This window comes from Comamonas sp. FG99 (genome assembly GCF_057808605.1).
This window is the reverse complement of the sequence record NZ_JBMDII010000024.1, coordinates 1-14,400: the sequence shown is the minus strand read 5'-3', so window position 1 is coordinate 14,400 and position 14,400 is coordinate 1. Positions and strand designations below refer to the sequence as shown.

Here is a 14,400-nt window from a genome sequence, read left to right as displayed (position 1 = left end):
TGTCTTTCCTACACTGAAAACGCTGTAACGGCCGTGAATCCACGGCAAGCCCCACGTATCAGGAGACATCATGCAATCACAGTATTCCAGCAGCCGGCGCGCATGGCTGCAGCTGGCGGCTGGCTGCGGCGCGGCATTGTGCGCGCCGCTGGGCCGGGCGGCGCCGGCCTGGCCGGCCAGGCCGGTGAGCCTCATCGTGCCTTTCCCCGCGGGCGGGCCCATCGATACCCAGATGCGGGCACTGGCCCATGCGCTGTCGGCGCAGGGGCCGGCGGTGGTGGTGCTCAACCAGCCTGGCGCCAGCGGCACGCTCGGCCCCACCACCATGGCCCGGGCCGCGCCCGACGGCGCGACGCTGGCGGTGATCACCACCGCGGTCTTTCGCCTGCCGCACCTGCAGAAGGTGAGCTACGACCCGCTCAAGGACTTCAGCTACATCGTCGGGCTGACCAGCTACACCTACGCGGTTTCGGTGCCGGCGGGCTCGCGCTGGAAAAGCCTGGCCGAGGTGGTGGCCTATGCCAGGGACAATCCCGGCAGGCTCAACGTGGCGGCCGTGGGCACCGGCTCGCTGGGGCAGATCGCCACCGGCCAGTGGCAGAAGAAGGCCGGCATTGCGGTGAACTATGTGCCTTTCAAGGGCGGCGCAGATGCCATGGCCGCACTGCTGGGCGGCCATGTGGATGTGATGTTCGAGGCCGGCTGGGGCGCGATGGCCCAGGCCGGCAAGGTGCGCCTGCTGGCGGTGGCCGAGCCCGGGCGCCTGCCGGGCTGGCCCGATGTGCCCACGATGGCCGAGCTGGGCTATGACATCACGGTGCAGTCGGTCATCGGCATTGCCGGCCCCAGGCAGATGGATGCCGCGCTGGTCGCCCGCATCCAGGATGCGATCCAGCGCGCCACCCGCGACGGGAACTACCAGCGCGCGCTGGCTATGGAATCCATGCCCGACCGCTTCCTCGGCGCGCGCGACTACTCGGACTATGCCGCGCGCCAGTTCGCGGCCGACCGCGACAATATCCGCGAACTGGGATTGGCCCTCCAATGACGGCGCACCTGCAAGCAGCGGACATGGCCACCGGCTACGATGCGGGTTACTGGCGCGGGCGGGGCGTGGGCGAGGCCGAGTGGCGGCTGCGCCAGGACCTCGCGGCGTTGTACCGCGCGGTGCAGCGCTACGGCATGAGCGACCTGATCTACAACCACATCACGGCCCGGGTGCCCGGCGAGGACGAGGCCATCCTGCTCAACCCCTACGGGCTGCTGTACACCGAGGTCAGCGCATCCAGGCTATTCAAGATCCGCCTGAACGGCGACATCCTCTATGAGCCCGACATCGGCCTGGGCCTGAACCCGGCCGCCTATGTGATCCACACCGCGGTGCATGCGGCGCGCCACGACCTGCAGTGCGTGCTGCATGTGCACACGCGGGCCAGCACGGCGGTCTCGGCCATGGAGTGCGGGCTGCTGCCGCTGTCGCAGCAGGCCTGCCTGTTCCACGGCCGCATCGCCTACCACGACTTCAGCGGGCCCGAGGTGCTGCTGCCGCAGCAGGAGCGCCTGGTGCAGGACCTGGGCGGGCACCATGTGGCCATCCTGCGCAACCACGGTCTGCTGGTGGGCGGGCGCACCATCGCCGAGGCCTTCTTCAACCTGTATTGGCTGGAGTCGGCCTGCCGCATCCAGGTGGATGCGATGGCGGCCGGGCAACTGCGGCTGGCCGATGCGACCGCGGTGCAGTCCACGCGCGACGCCTTTGCCAGGGTGCCCGTGCGTGGCGAGCGCGAATGGGCGGCCATCCGCCGCGAGATGGACCGGCTCGACTCCAGTTATCGCGATTGAAGCTTTTGAGAGGAATTTCCATGCAAGCCACTTTCACTGAAGAGCTGGCCGGCGTTGCCGTGCCCGCATCCATCCACCAGCTGGGCGACGATGTCTACTGCTACGAGCGCGTGCCCGGCCAGGCGCCGCTGTTCATCTGCTGCCGCGAAGGCGGGCCGCTGGCCGAACGCCAGGCTTTCCTGGACTGGGTGCGCGTCTCGCGCCCGCAGCTCGACCGCCTGATCGTCGCGCACGGCGGCATCGTGCTGCGCGGCTTTGCGCTGGAGGAGACGGCGGATTTCGGCGCGCTGACCGCGCTTTTCCCGCAGTTCGCGGGCAGCTACGAGGGCGGGCGCGCGCCGCGCAAGGCCATCCAGGGCCAGGTGATGGAATCGACCCGCCTGGCCAGCTCGGTGCGGCTGGCCATCCATTCCGAAATGGCCTACATGCGCGACTACCCCCGGCGCATCGCCTTTTTCTCGCGCCAGACCGCCATCGAAGGCGGAGAGACCATCATCGGCGACATGCGCGGCTTCGTCGCCGCCATGCCGGCCGCCATCCGCGGCAGGCTGGAGCAGCTGGGCACGCGCATGACGCGCAACTTCGGGCCGCCCAGCCAGGCACTGGACGACAGCTACGCCGACATGGACCAGCGCGGCTGGAACCAGGCCTTCTTCACCGACGAGCGCGCCGATGTCGAGCGCATCTGCGCCGGCAAAGGCCTGCGGCCGCTGTGGCACGACGACGGCAGCCTCACGGTCTTCAACGACCTGGAGCCCTTCGTCACCCACCCGGCCACGGGGCAGAAGCTGTACCGCTCGGTCATCCACATGCGGCCGCAGGTCGAGGACGAGGCGCGCAGCCAGGCCTACCGCCGGCACCAGAAGTACCGCACCGGCGCGTCGCTGGGCAATGGCGAGCGCCTGAGCGAAGACGAAGTGGCGCAGATGGAGGCGCTGTGCGATCGCTTCACCTACCAGTGGCCCTGGCGGGACGGCGACGTGATGATCCTCGACAACCTGCAGGTCTGGCATGGCCGCAACCCCTACCGCGGCCCGCGCGAGGTTCAGGTGGCGCTGCTGGATTGAGCGCCCGTCACCACCAGACGAAGGCCGCCACCACCGCGATCATCAGCCCGAACTTGGTGAGCTTGTAGGCCGTGGGGTTCCAGGCCTTGAAGCGGCGGCGGTACTGGCCCATGTAGAACGAGATCTTGAACAGCTTGCTGATCAGGCCGCGCGGGTCGCCGTCGTTGTTGGGCGAGCTGGCGGCGGCCACCACGTTCTTGCCCAGCCAGCCGTTGAGCCACTGGGCGAAGCGGTTGGTCATGGGCCGCTCCACGTCGCAGAACAGCACGATGCGGTTGCCTTCGCTGCGGTTCTCGGCCCAGTGCATGTAGGTTTCGTCGAAGATCACGCCTTCGCCCTCGCGCCAGCTGTAGGGCAGGCCGTCGACTTCGATCATGCAGCGGTCGTCGTCGGGCGCCAGCACCGCCAGGTGGTAGCGCAGCGAGCCGGCGTACGGGTCGCGGTGCAGGTTGAGCTTGGCGCCGGGCGGCAGCTCGGCGAACATCGCGGCCTTGACGTTAGGAATGGATTTCACCAAGGCCGTGGTCTTGGGGCACAGCTCCATCGCCGAGGGGTGGGCATCGCCGTACCACTTGAGGTAGAAGCGCTTCCAGCCGGTCTTGAAGAAGGAGTTGAAGCCCGCGTCGTCGTTGTTGGCCGCGGCCTTGATCTGCATGGCATTGTGCAGGTTGATGGCTTCCTCGCGGATTTCGCGCCAGTGGGCCTGCAGCGGCGCCAGCTCGGGGAAGGTGCTGGTGGGCAGGTAGGGCGTGCGCGGCACCTTCGAGAAGGCCAGCATGAACACGTTGAACGGCGCGGTGAAGGTCGAGTGGTCGAACATCTGCCGCAGCGCCTTGTGGCGTACCTTGCCGCGCAGGTGCATGTACAGCCCGCAGCCGGCAAACAGGGCAACGATGAGCAATAAGACGGTTTTGGCCATCCCGCGAGTGTAGCTGCAGGGCCTCGACCCTGGCGGCAGCAGGCGATATTGCTATATAAATAGAAGCATAAAGCGGTTGATGGGTAAGCGTTTACGGCCGATATCGCCTCAATTTCTGGGCTGCTGCGCGAAGGCGGCGTCGAGCCGCTTGAGCATGTCGCGGTTGAGCTCGCGCTGCTGGCGCGTCCAGGGCGTCATGGCCTTGTGCAGCTCGGCCTGCAGCCGGTTGGCGGTGTCCCAGTCGCCGCGGCTGGCGGCCCAGATCGCGTATTCGGCGGTCACGTCGAAGCTGCCGGACTTGTCGCGCGCGAAGTCGAAGGACTTGCGCGCCATCGTGTTGTCGCCCTGTGCGGCATAGGCCTTGGCCACCAGCAGGCCCACCGCCTCGGCGCGGTAGTGGGCATCGGTCTGGGCGATGGCCTGCAGGTGCTGCAGCGCGGTGGTGCTCTGGCCGGCATCGTAGGCGGCCTGCGCGGCGCCCCAGCGGATGTCCAGGTCATTGGCGAACGGGCCCTTCATGCAGGCCTCGAAATGTTGCAGCGCCTGCGCCGGCTGGCCCGCCGCGAGCAGGGCCTGCGCCAGGCGGACTTGGTTCTGCGCGGTGGGCGTGTAGTCGAATGCGGCCTGCGCCTCGCGCACCTCGCGCGTTGGATCGAGCGCCTTCACGGCGGTGCTGGCCAGCCGGGTGGCCTGGCGCTGCAGGCGCGAGCTGGGCAGGTAGATGGCCAGGAAATAGATCAGGCTGCCCAGCAGCGGAAACGCCAGCAGGATGAACAGCCAGTACATCTGCTGCCCGGTGCGCACCGCGTGCACGGCAAAGAAGATGGCGACGATCAGGTGCAGGCCGATTCCGGCAAATGGCATGGGGTTGTCCTATCGAAAATGCAACTACAACAGTTTAGTGCCCAGCGGCACCTCGCCATCGGGCACGCACAGCGCCACATGTCCGTCGGCATTGTGAAAGCCGGTGATGAGGCATTCCGACATCAGCGGGCCGATCTGCTTTCTGGGGAAGTTGACCACGCCCACCACCAGCCGGCCGACCAGCTCCTCGGGCTGGTAGAGCTGGGTGATCTGCGCGCTGGATTTGCGCAGCCCGAGCTCGGGGCCGAAGTCCACCTGCAGCTTGTAGGCGGGTTTGCGCGCCTCCTTGAAGACCTCGGCTTGCACGATGCGGCCCACGCGCAGCTCGACGCGGGTGAATTCGTTCCAGGTGATTTCGGTCATGGCGGTATCGGATTCCTTGTGCATGGCGGCCATCATGCCGCCGGCGGGCGCGCCGATTGTCGCAAGACGCTTGGGGTGGGTCATCCGCCCATGCCGGGCAGCAGGGCCTGCAGGGCTTCCGATGCCCGGGTGCGATAGCGCTCCTTGTGCCGTACCAGGCTGAAGACGCGGGTGCCGAGATCGATGGCGATCAGCGCGAGGCGTCCTGCATCGATGTGGGGGCGCGCCACCAGGTCGGAGACCACCGTGAGATGGGTGCTGGAGCGCACCGCCACGCAGACGGCTTCGTTGGTGGGCAATTCCAGCGCCGTGGCGAGCCGCGCGGGGTCTACGCCGAGTGCACGCAACGCGGCCTCGAACGCGGAGCGTGTTCCGGAGCCCTCTTCGCGCAATATCCATGTCGCCTCGGCCAGGTCCTGGGGCGAGGCCTTGCGTGCCGCCAGCGGATGCTCGGGCGCGGCCACGACGACCAGGCGGTCGCGCGCCACTGCCGTGAGCGCCAGCGCGGGGGCGTCGATGGCCCCTTCGGCAAAGCCCAGGTCGGCCGTGCCGTCCAGCACGGCGGCCGCGACGTCGGCGGAATTGCCTTCGCGCAGCACCACGCCGATCGCCGGATACGCCGCCTTGAAGCCCACCAGGAAGGGCGGCAGCCAGTAGCTGGCGATGGTCTGGCTGGCCTGGATGGTCAACGTGCCCCGCTGCAGGCCGCCCAGCTCGGTCAAGGCCAGCTCGGCCAGCCTGGCGCTTTGCTGGGTGGCCTTGGCCTCGGCCAGGAACAGCCGCCCCGTCTGGCTCAGCTCGATGCGGCGCCCGATCCGGTGGAAGAGGCGGACCCCGTAGCGGCTTTCCAGGGCATGGATGGCCGCGCTCACCGCCGAGGGGGTGAGGTGCAAGGCATCGGCGGCACGTGTGAGGTGTTCGCGCTCGGCGACGGCGATGAAGATGCGAAGTTGGTCCAGCGTCATTTGTGCAGAATAATCGAACGAAACATTCATTACATTAAGATGGAATGAATGTTAATCCATGGGCAAGATCGGTCTCCAAGAGGAATGACCATGCCCGCTGCCCACACCGCTCCCGTCCCCACCCATCCCACCCGCTCGGCCCCTGCACGGCTGCTTCCGGGCATGGGCCTGTGCATTCTCGTCACCGCCGTGGCCTATCTGCTGGAGGCGATCGAGGTCGATCTGGTAGGCCGCCCGTGGCTGGAGGCGCTGGTGTTCGCCATTCTCCTGGGCGTTGCGGTACGCAGCGTCTGGACGCCGCCCAGCGCCTTGCACGCCGGCATCGATTTCAGCGCCAAGACACTGCTCGAAATCGCGGTCGTGCTTCTGGGGGCATCGGTGAGCGTGCGCGCGCTGCTGGCCATCGGGCCTGAGTTGATCGCCGGCATTGCCGCCGTCGTCGTCGTGGCGATCGCGGCGAGCTACGCCATCAGCCGGGCGCTGGGCCTGCCGCAGCGCATGGCCATCCTGGTGGCCTGCGGCAATTCGATCTGCGGCAATTCCGCCATCGCCGCCGTGGCGCCGGTCATCGGCGCCAATGGCGAGGACATCGCCTCGTCCATCGCCTTCACGGCCGTGCTGGGCGTGATCGTCGTGCTGGTGCTGCCGCTGTTCGTGCCGCTTCTGCAGCTGTCGCTGACGCAATACGGGGTCCTGGCCGGCCTGACCGTCTACGCCGTGCCCCAGGTGCTCGCCGCGACGCTGCCGATCGGCGCCCTCAGCAACCAGGTGGGAACGGTGGTCAAGCTGGTGCGCGTGCTGATGCTCGGCCCGGTCGTGCTGCTGATGTCCCTGGTGGCGTCGAAGCTGCGCAGCGAAACGGACGCACCCGTGCCGCAGGCGGCTGCCGGCGTTCATGCGAAACCGGCAAGGCCCGCGCTGCACAAGCTCGTGCCCTGGTTCATCATCGGCTTTCTCGTCGTGGCGGGCGTTCGCACCGCCGGATGGATCCCCGAGCCGGTGCTGCACCCGACGGCCGTCGTCGCCAACTTGCTGACCACCGTGTCGATGGCGGCGCTGGGCCTGGGCGTGGACATCCGGGTCGTGGCCAAGGCCGGACCGCGGGTGACGGCGGCAGTCACCCTGTCGCTCATCGTCCTGGGCGCGATCAGCTTCGGGCTCATACACCTGATCGGCGTGGCTTGAGCGCGCTCAGTGCCCCATGGTCTTGGAGAACAGGTTCATCACCAGCACGCCGGCCACGATCAGGCCCATGCCCAGCAGCGCCGGCAGGTCGAGCCTTTGCCCGAACAGCAGCCACGAGACCGCGGTGATCAGCACCACGCCCAGGCCCGACCACACCGCATAGGCCACGCCCACCGGCATGTGGCGCAGCGTGAGCGACAGGCAGTAGAAGGCCATGCCATAGCCCAGCACCGTCAGCACCGACGGGCCCAGCCGCGTGAAGCCGGCGCTGGCCTTGAGCGACGAGGTGGCGATCACCTCGGCCGCGATCGCGGTCAGCAGGTAGATCCAGGTGAGCGTATGGGTCGACAGGGATGTGGGCATGCGGTGATTGTAGGAATATCCGTGAAATTGCCGCTTGGCGCTTGTGGGTATTGTGCGGGCAGCTATTGATTTTGATAGCCAATGCACGGCCGCCGTGCTGTGCCATCGCCGGCTGCTGCTGCCAGGGCGCGCGCCAGCGCGTATGCTTGCGGCCATCCTATGAATCCATTGCAATTGTTTCTGCCCTGCGCCGCCGGCGTCGAGGGCTTTCTGGCCGATGAGGTCCATGCCATCACCGGCTATACCGGCCACGACCTGATGGTGGGCCGCGGCGGCGTGATGGTGCGCGGCACCTGGCGCGATGCCATGCTGTTGAACCTGCACAGCCGCCTCGCGCAGCGCGTGCTGGTGCAACTGTCGCAGACGCTGTACCGCAGCGAGAACGACCTGTACCGCGCCGCCGGCGACGTGGCCTGGGAGATCTGGTTCTCCACGCGCGAGACCTTCAAGATCGAGGTCACCGCCCAGCACAGCCCGCTGCAGAGCCTGAACTTTGCCGCGCTGCGGGTCAAGGACGCGATTGCCGACCGCTTCCGCGCCAAGCGGGGCGACCAGCGGCCCAGCGTGGAAACGCGCAGCCCCGATGTGCGCGTGCACCTGCACCTCACCACCGACCAGGCCACCATCTACATCGACACCTCGGGCGAGGCGCTGTTCAAGCGCGGCTGGCGCGAGGACAAGGGCGATGCGCCGCTCAAGGAGACGCTGGCCGCCGCGATGATCGCCGCCAGCGGCTGGGACCCGCACGGCCCCAACCCGCAGCCGCTGTACGACCCCTGCTGCGGCAGCGGCACCGTGGTGATCGAGGCCGCGCAGATCGCGCGCCGCATACCGGCCGGCATCCTGCGCCGCTTCGCGTTCGAAAAGCTGGTGCCGTTCCAAAGGCATGTGTGGGAAGCCATGCTCGACGAGGCCGAGGCGGCCATCCTGCCCGAAAGCCCGGTGGGCATCCATGGCTCGGACATCTCCTTTCGCATGGTCGACTTTGCGCGCCGCAATGCCGAGCGCGCCGGCGTGGGCGATACGGTGCAGCTGCGCGGCGGCGATGCGCTGCAGCGCATGCCGCCGAGCGAGCAGCCTGGCATGATGCTGCTGAACCCGCCCTATGGCGAGCGCATCGCCGCGGCGGGTAGCGCCGGGCGCAATGCGGCCGAGCGCATGGGGCAGCTTGAGCGCGCCGGCCGCGAGAGCGCGCAGACCGAGGACGGCGTCGAATTCTTCAGCCAGCTGGCCGCGCACTGGAAGAAGCACTACAGCGGCTGGAGTGCCTGGATGCTCACGCCCGACCTGAAGCTGCCCGGCAAGATGCGCCTGAAGGAGTCGCGCCGCACGCCCATGTGGAACGGCCCCATCGAATGCCGGCTGTTCCGCTTCGACATGGTGCAGGGCGCGGTCAAGCCGCGCAAGCCGGCCGCGGACGATAGCGAAAGCCGCGCATGAAGATCGTGCTGCGCTGGCCGCACTGCAACGCCGACTACAGCGGCCCCGAGCCGCGGGCGCTGGTGCTGGACACTAATGTGGTGCTCGACATGCTGATCTTCGACGATCCGCACATCCCGCCGATCCGCGAGCTGCTGGCGCAGGGCCGGCTGCACTGGATCGCGGACCAGGCCCAGCGCATCGAGCTGCAGCGGGTGCTGCACTACAGCCAGATCGCGCCGCGCGTGGCCTTCTACGGCAAGACGGCCGAGGGCGTGCTGGCCGCCTTCGACGCCGCGGTGGAATATGTGGCCGAGGCGCCGAAGATCCGCTACACCTGCACCGACCCCGACGACCAGCATTTCCTCGACCTGGCCTGCGCGCACTGCGCGCTGCTCGTCAGCAAGGACAAGGCCGTGCTGCGCCTGCGCAAGCGGGCGGCGCAGTATGGGGCGCTGGTGGGCAATGTGCTGCTGGCGCAAGAGGCTTTGGAGGTGGAAGATGCCTGATCTCGCAACCCTGGGAGCCTTCGTGGCCGTCGTTCTGGGCCTGTTCGTGATTCCCGGCCCGGCCGTGCTGCTGGTGTTCAGCCGCGCGGCGCAGGCCGGGCGCGGGGTGGGGATCGCCACCGGGCTGGGCATTGCCGTCGGCGATTTTCTCCACACGTTGTTCGCGGCCGTGGGGCTGTCGGCATTGCTGATGACTTCGGCGCTGGCCTTCAACCTGGTGAAGTACCTGGGCGCAGCCTACCTGATCTACCTGGGCGTGCGTGCCATGCTGGCCAGGCCCGCTGCCGATGCCGCGCTGGCGCAGCAGCCGGCCATCTCGCCCGCCAAGGCGTTCTGGCAGGCGATACCCACCGAATTGCTCAATCCCAAGACCGCGCTGTTCTTCCTGGCCTTCATGCCGCAGTTCGTGCATCCGCAGCAGGGCTCGGCCTTTGTGCAGTTCATGGTGCTGGGGTTGATCTTCGTGGCGCTCAGCGCGGCCTACACCACGGCGCTGGCCTGCTCGGTGCCGCTGCTGGGCTGCTATGTGCGTCGGCTGTCGTGGCTGGCGCGCTGGCAGGGCAAGATCGTGGGCGGCATCTTCATCGCGCTGGGCCTGAAAGTCGCGGTGCAGAGCCGCTAGGCCGCGCCTGCTGCGCCCGCACCTGCGCATGCAGGAACGCGATGAAGGCCTCGGCCGCGGGTGGCAGTGAGCGGCGGCGCTGCGTGAAGATGGAGATGCGCCGCGTCACGCCGGGCGCGACCAGCGGCGCGGCATGCACCTCGAAGCCGCGCAGGTAGGGATGGTTGTTCATCGGCAGCACGCTGATGCCCACGCCGGCGCTGACCAGGCTCAGCACGGTGGTCGAGAACGACACTTCATTCACCACATTCAGTCGCAGGCCCTCGCGCGCCACGGTGTCGTCGATCAGCCGGCGTATCGGGCTGCCCGGCGCCAGCGCGATGAAGGGCTCGCCCTGCAGGTCGCGCCAGCGGATGCGGCGCTTGCGGGCCAGCGGATGCTCGGGCGCGCACAGCGCGATGAAGCCGTCGTCGAACAGGTGGGACTCGGCGATGTCCTCGTCGGTGTCGAGGAAGGTGCCGATGCCGAAATCCACCGCGCCCGAGGCCACCACGCGCAGGATCTCTTCCTCGGCCACGTCGTGCAGCACGAACTGCACGCCGGGGTGCAGGCTGCGAAAGGCCTTGAAGGCGCCGCTGAGCAGGCTGGCCGAGATCACGGTCGAGGCCACGATGCGCACCCGGCCGTTGCGCAGCGCCGCCAGGCCGTTCATGTTGGCGACGGCCGTGTCCAGCTCGCCCAGCAGCTTGTGCGCCACTTCGTAGAAGTCCGCGCCGGCCTCGGTCATCTCGACCATGCGCGTGTGCCGGTCGAACAGCCGTACTCCCACGCCTTGCTCCAGCTCCTTGACCAGGGTGCTCAGCGCCGACTGGGTGATGTGCATGCGCTGCGCGGCCAGCGTGAACTTGCCGGTCTGGGCCAGCAGCGCGAAGGCGCGCAGCTGCCGGATGGTGACGTTGGGCTGCATCGTGGCGCTTTCAATTCAGTGAATTTATTGATGAGTCTATCTAAAAAAACAACTTGTTGAATGAATGCATCTTGCCTTTAATCAAGGCCAACAACTCTTGGAGCAGCCCATGAACTGCCTGACGACCACGATGGAGACCCCCGACAGCACCTGCAGCGCCGCTGGCTCCGGCCTGTCCGCCTTTCAGGTGGACAGCCTGGAGCGCGTGGCGGCCGGCGTGCTGCAGCTGGTGCTGGTGCCGCAGGGCGGGGCCCGCTGCCACGCGGTGGAGCCCGGCGCGCATGTGGACGTGCATCTGCCGCAGGGCCTGGTGCGGCAGTATTCGCTGCTCAATGCCGGCGAACGCCACCGCTATGTGATTGCGGTGGGGCTGGATTCTCGCAGCCGCGGCGGCTCCGCCTATGTGCACGGTGGGCTGCGCCCGGGCGAGCGCCTGATGCTGGGCGTGCCGCGCAACAACTTCGCGCTGGACGGCTCGCGCGCGCCCGCGGTGCTGCTGGCGGGCGGCATCGGCATCACGCCGCTGTGGAGCATGGCGCAGCAACTGCAGCGCCAGGGCCGGCGCTGGACGCTGTACTGCTGCGCCCGCTCGGCGCAGCATGCCGCATTCGTGCAGCAGGCCCGGGCGCTGGCGCAGGCCGGCAGCGTGGGCTGCGTGCACACGCATTTCGACGCCGAGGCCGGCGGCGCGCCCATCGACATCGATGCGCTGCTGGGCCGGCATGCGCCGGACAGCCATTTCTACTGCTGCGGCCCGGCGCCGATGCTCGATGCCTTCGTGGCGGCGGCCGGGCGGCGCGGCATCGCGCAGGCGCAGCTGCATGTGGAGCGCTTCAGCGCCAGCCCCACCGGGCAGGAGCAGGCCGGGGACGAGGCGTTCGAGGTGGTGCTCAACAGCGGCGCGGTGCACCGCGTGCCGCCGCGGCAGTCGATCCTCGATGTCTTGCTGCAGGCCGGAGAAAGCCTGCCCCATTCGTGCAAGCAGGGCATCTGCGGCTCGTGCGAGACCGCGGTGCTGCAGGGCGAGCCGCTGCACCGCGATGCGCTGCTGTCGCCCGCCGAGCGCGCAAGCAACCGGACCATGATGATCTGCGTCTCGCGGGCGCGCTCGGGCCGGCTGGTTCTGGATATTTGAAAGGAGACCCCACGATGCAATGCCTAACCCGAGACTACAGCCAGCATCCGCTGTATGCGACGCTGCGCCAGTTCTGGCACCCGGTGGCCTATGCCGACGAGGTGGGCGAGAGCCCGCAGCAGGTCGTGCTGATGGACGAGAAGATCGTGCTGGCGCGCATTGCCGGCAAGCTGGTGGCGCTGTCCGACCGCTGCGCGCACCGCGGCGCGGCGCTGTCCAAGGGGGCGGTGGTGGACGGCTGCTTCGAATGCCCCTACCACGGCTGGCGCTACGACGCCGAGGGCCGCTGCGTGAAGATACCGGCGCGCAACGAACTGGTGGAGATCATGAAGCCGTCCATCCGCAGCTACCCGGTGGCGCAGGCCTGCGGCATGGTGTGGGTATGCCTGCAGGAGCAGCCCCGGTTTGCGCCGCCGCAGTTTCCCGAGTTCGACGATCCGGCCTACCGCGTCATCCGCGGGCCGGCTTACGACTGGGAGACCAGCGCGCCGCGCCGGCTGGAGAACTTCGTCGATTTCTCGCACTTCGCCTTCGTGCACGACGGCAGCATCGGCAGCCGCGAGCGGCCCGAGGTGGACACGGTCGAGCCCTGGCGCGAAGAGGGCGTGCTGCGCTTCGAGCGCGCCCCGACGCGCGAGCCCAGCGTGGGGCGCAAGCGCGAGCTGCTGGGGATCGAGGGCGATGCCTGGATCTCGGTGGCCAACTCCTACCAGGTGAGCATGCCGCACACGGTGCACCTGCGGCGCACCTTCGAGAACGGCAGGCACTATGCGCTGCTCATGGCCGCGTCGCCGCTCTCGGCGGTCAGCACGCGCAGCTTCTGGTGGATTGCGCGCGACTTCGGCGTCGAGCCCGAGCACGATGCGTTCTTCCTGGATTTCGAGCGCGTGGTGCTGGAGCAGGACCAGCCGGTGATCGAATCGCAGGAGCCCAAGCTGATTCCCATCGTGGGCGAAGAAAGCCGGCTGGAGCTGCCGGTGCGCGGCGCCGACGCGGTCACCATGGCCTATCGGCGCTGGCTGCTGGAGATGGTGCGCGAGCGCCAGCTCGCGAAGGAGGCCGCATGAAGCACAAGCCGATCTTGCTGGGATGCGCCGGCCGCGGCGTGCAGAACTCCAGCCCCGAGCGCCCGGTGTCGCTCGATGAGCTGCCGGTCGACACGCAGTTCCGCATGGTCGTGGAGTCGGGTGTGTTCGATTTCTTCGACCGCCTGCCGCTGACCGAGAAGGTGGACGACTATGTCCGCGCGGTCGAGAAGTACGGTTTTCCGGTCTGGGGCTCGGCCTGGACCTACCGCATCGGCGCCGAGCCGCTGCAGGTGCTCGAAGGCCACCTGAAGAACTGCGCGGCTACCGGCGTGCGCTTCCACAACATGATGGTGCTGACCCACCATGCGCAGGGCCATGTGGTCACCGACGGCGAGCTGGCCGAGCTCTACCTGCGCGCCTACGAGCTTGGCCACCGCTACCGCGTGGAGATCGGCTTCGAGGTCCACATCCTGATGTGGTCGGAGGATTTTCGCCGCGTCTCCCCGCTGGCGCGCCGCATCCGCGCCGAGGGCGTGCCGTTCAACTTCGTGATGGACTACAGCCACTGCATCTTCAAGATCGCCAATTCCGAGGAGCAGGAGATCTCGGGCATCCGCGAAGACGTGCAGGCCGGCCGCGTGGTGCTTGATCCGTTCGAGGACGGCAACCTGGCCGACGAATGGCTGGGCATGAACATGGTCTGGTGGCAGCAGAACCGGCCGGCGGCTCCGGCCGGCCCGCGCAACCGCTGGGCGCTGGGCGACGATGGCCGGCCGGGCCGCGGCGTGCAGTACCCCTTCGTGCGGCCGCGCCCCGGCGAGTGGTACGACGAATGGCATGCCTATCTGCTGGAGCCGACCAAGGAGGTGGTGCGCAAGACCCTGCGCCACCACCTCACGCATGCGGACAGCCCGCTGCAGCTGATGACGGTGGACTACATCAACCTGCCGGACTATGGCCTGGGGGTGCACTACAACACCTTCGAGTCCAGCGTCGCGGTGGCCCGCTTCATCCGCTCGGCCCATGCGCAGATCTGCGCCGAACTCGAGCAGGAGGCCGCCGGGACCAAGCCCTGACGTTGGCCGCCCCCCAGCGCGCATGACCCTATGACAAGCCAGGTCCGCGGCGGCGGGCCGGCGCATGAAGGAGACACGATGAATACCGAAGAATATCCCCCGGCGGGGGGGGGGGGGGGGGGGGGGGGGGGGGGGG

Annotated in this window: 16 protein-coding genes; 10 read left to right on the top strand and 6 right to left on the bottom strand. The window is 68.2% G+C overall.

What is annotated here, in order from left to right:
• The first annotated feature begins 70 nt into the window (after window positions 1-70).
• Genes ACODRX_RS16475 through ACODRX_RS16465 form a run of 3 tightly spaced genes read left to right on the top strand, consistent with a single transcriptional unit; the run spans window position 71 to window position 2,909 of the window.
• Window positions 71-1,048: a tripartite tricarboxylate transporter substrate binding protein gene (locus ACODRX_RS16475; protein ID WP_488872611.1), complete on the top strand. Its 978-nt coding sequence runs from the start codon at window positions 71-73 to the stop codon at window positions 1,046-1,048.
• Window positions 1,045-1,842: a class II aldolase/adducin family protein gene (locus ACODRX_RS16470; protein WP_488872610.1), complete on the top strand. Its 798-nt coding sequence runs from the start codon at window positions 1,045-1,047 to the stop codon at window positions 1,840-1,842. Before ACODRX_RS16475 ends, ACODRX_RS16470 begins: the two co-directional genes overlap by 4 nt.
• Window positions 1,843-1,862: 20 nt before the next feature.
• On the top strand, window positions 1,863-2,909 hold the full coding sequence (locus tag ACODRX_RS16465; protein WP_488872609.1) for a TauD/TfdA family dioxygenase: 1,047 nt from the start codon (window positions 1,863-1,865) through the stop codon (window positions 2,907-2,909).
• Window positions 2,910-2,916: 7 nt separating this feature from the next.
• Here the strand turns inward: ACODRX_RS16465 and ACODRX_RS16460 are convergent, their stop codons facing one another.
• The 4 genes from ACODRX_RS16460 to ACODRX_RS16445 all read right to left on the bottom strand — a co-directional run bounded on the left by ACODRX_RS16460 (window position 2,917) and on the right by ACODRX_RS16445 (window position 6,020).
• Window positions 2,917-3,828 (bottom strand): aspartyl/asparaginyl beta-hydroxylase domain-containing protein, encoded by a 912-nt coding sequence (locus ACODRX_RS16460; protein WP_488872608.1) that lies wholly within the window; start codon window positions 3,826-3,828, stop codon window positions 2,917-2,919.
• 108 nt (window positions 3,829-3,936) lie between these two features.
• Window positions 3,937-4,692, bottom strand: coding sequence for a hypothetical protein (locus ACODRX_RS16455; protein ID WP_488872607.1), 756 nt, complete (start codon window positions 4,690-4,692; stop codon window positions 3,937-3,939).
• Between the two features lie 24 nt (window positions 4,693-4,716).
• Window positions 4,717-5,055: a tRNA-binding protein gene (locus ACODRX_RS16450; protein ID WP_488872683.1), complete on the bottom strand. Its 339-nt coding sequence runs from the start codon at window positions 5,053-5,055 to the stop codon at window positions 4,717-4,719.
• Window positions 5,056-5,135: 80 nt separating this feature from the next.
• Window positions 5,136-6,020: a LysR substrate-binding domain-containing protein gene (locus ACODRX_RS16445; protein WP_488872606.1), complete on the bottom strand. Its 885-nt coding sequence runs from the start codon at window positions 6,018-6,020 to the stop codon at window positions 5,136-5,138.
• 90 nt (window positions 6,021-6,110) lie between these two features.
• Here ACODRX_RS16445 and ACODRX_RS16440 point away from each other — a divergent pair, with 90 nt between their 5' ends.
• Window positions 6,111-7,205 carry a YeiH family protein gene (locus tag ACODRX_RS16440; RefSeq protein ID WP_488872605.1) on the top strand — a complete coding sequence of 365 codons (1,095 nt, stop codon included), beginning with the start codon at window positions 6,111-6,113 and terminating at the stop codon, window positions 7,203-7,205.
• Window positions 7,206-7,211: 6 nt separating this feature from the next.
• On the opposite strand, the gene ACODRX_RS16435 is transcribed toward ACODRX_RS16440, so the two are convergent.
• The gene (locus tag ACODRX_RS16435) at window positions 7,212-7,568 is read right to left on the bottom strand and encodes a DMT family transporter (protein WP_488872604.1); all 357 of its coding nucleotides are present in this window, start codon (window positions 7,566-7,568) and stop codon (window positions 7,212-7,214) included.
• A 159-nt stretch (window positions 7,569-7,727) separates the two neighbouring features.
• Here ACODRX_RS16435 and ACODRX_RS16430 point away from each other — a divergent pair, with 159 nt between their 5' ends.
• Genes ACODRX_RS16430 through ACODRX_RS16420 form a run of 3 tightly spaced genes read left to right on the top strand, consistent with a single transcriptional unit; the run spans window position 7,728 to window position 10,118 of the window.
• Entirely contained in the window at window positions 7,728-9,008 is a 1,281-nt protein-coding gene (locus ACODRX_RS16430; RefSeq protein ID WP_488872603.1) for a THUMP domain-containing class I SAM-dependent RNA methyltransferase, read from the top strand.
• Window positions 9,005-9,496 (top strand): putative toxin-antitoxin system toxin component, PIN family, encoded by a 492-nt coding sequence (locus ACODRX_RS16425; RefSeq protein ID WP_488872602.1) that lies wholly within the window; start codon window positions 9,005-9,007, stop codon window positions 9,494-9,496. The genes ACODRX_RS16430 and ACODRX_RS16425 overlap by 4 nt, the downstream gene beginning before the upstream one ends.
• A complete protein-coding gene (locus ACODRX_RS16420; RefSeq protein ID WP_488872601.1) occupies window positions 9,489-10,118 on the top strand; it encodes a LysE family translocator in 630 nt (209 codons plus the stop codon). Before ACODRX_RS16425 ends, ACODRX_RS16420 begins: the two co-directional genes overlap by 8 nt.
• Here ACODRX_RS16420 and ACODRX_RS16415 read toward each other — a convergent pair.
• Window positions 10,078-11,025, bottom strand: coding sequence for a LysR family transcriptional regulator (locus ACODRX_RS16415; RefSeq protein ID WP_488872600.1), 948 nt, complete (start codon window positions 11,023-11,025; stop codon window positions 10,078-10,080). The two genes, ACODRX_RS16420 and ACODRX_RS16415, sit on opposite strands and share 41 nt — an antisense overlap.
• Window positions 11,026-11,134: 109 nt before the next feature.
• Here ACODRX_RS16415 and ACODRX_RS16410 point away from each other — a divergent pair, with 109 nt between their 5' ends.
• Genes ACODRX_RS16410 through ACODRX_RS16400 form a run of 3 tightly spaced genes read left to right on the top strand, consistent with a single transcriptional unit; the run spans window position 11,135 to window position 14,264 of the window.
• Window positions 11,135-12,160 (top strand): PDR/VanB family oxidoreductase, encoded by a 1,026-nt coding sequence (locus ACODRX_RS16410; protein ID WP_488872599.1) that lies wholly within the window; start codon window positions 11,135-11,137, stop codon window positions 12,158-12,160.
• A 14-nt stretch (window positions 12,161-12,174) separates the two neighbouring features.
• Window positions 12,175-13,227: an aromatic ring-hydroxylating dioxygenase subunit alpha gene (locus ACODRX_RS16405; RefSeq protein WP_488872598.1), complete on the top strand. Its 1,053-nt coding sequence runs from the start codon at window positions 12,175-12,177 to the stop codon at window positions 13,225-13,227.
• A complete protein-coding gene (locus ACODRX_RS16400) occupies window positions 13,224-14,264 on the top strand; it encodes an apurinic/apyrimidinic endonuclease family protein (protein ID WP_488872597.1) in 1,041 nt (346 codons plus the stop codon). Before ACODRX_RS16405 ends, ACODRX_RS16400 begins: the two co-directional genes overlap by 4 nt.
• Window positions 14,265-14,400: the final 136 nt, after the last annotated feature.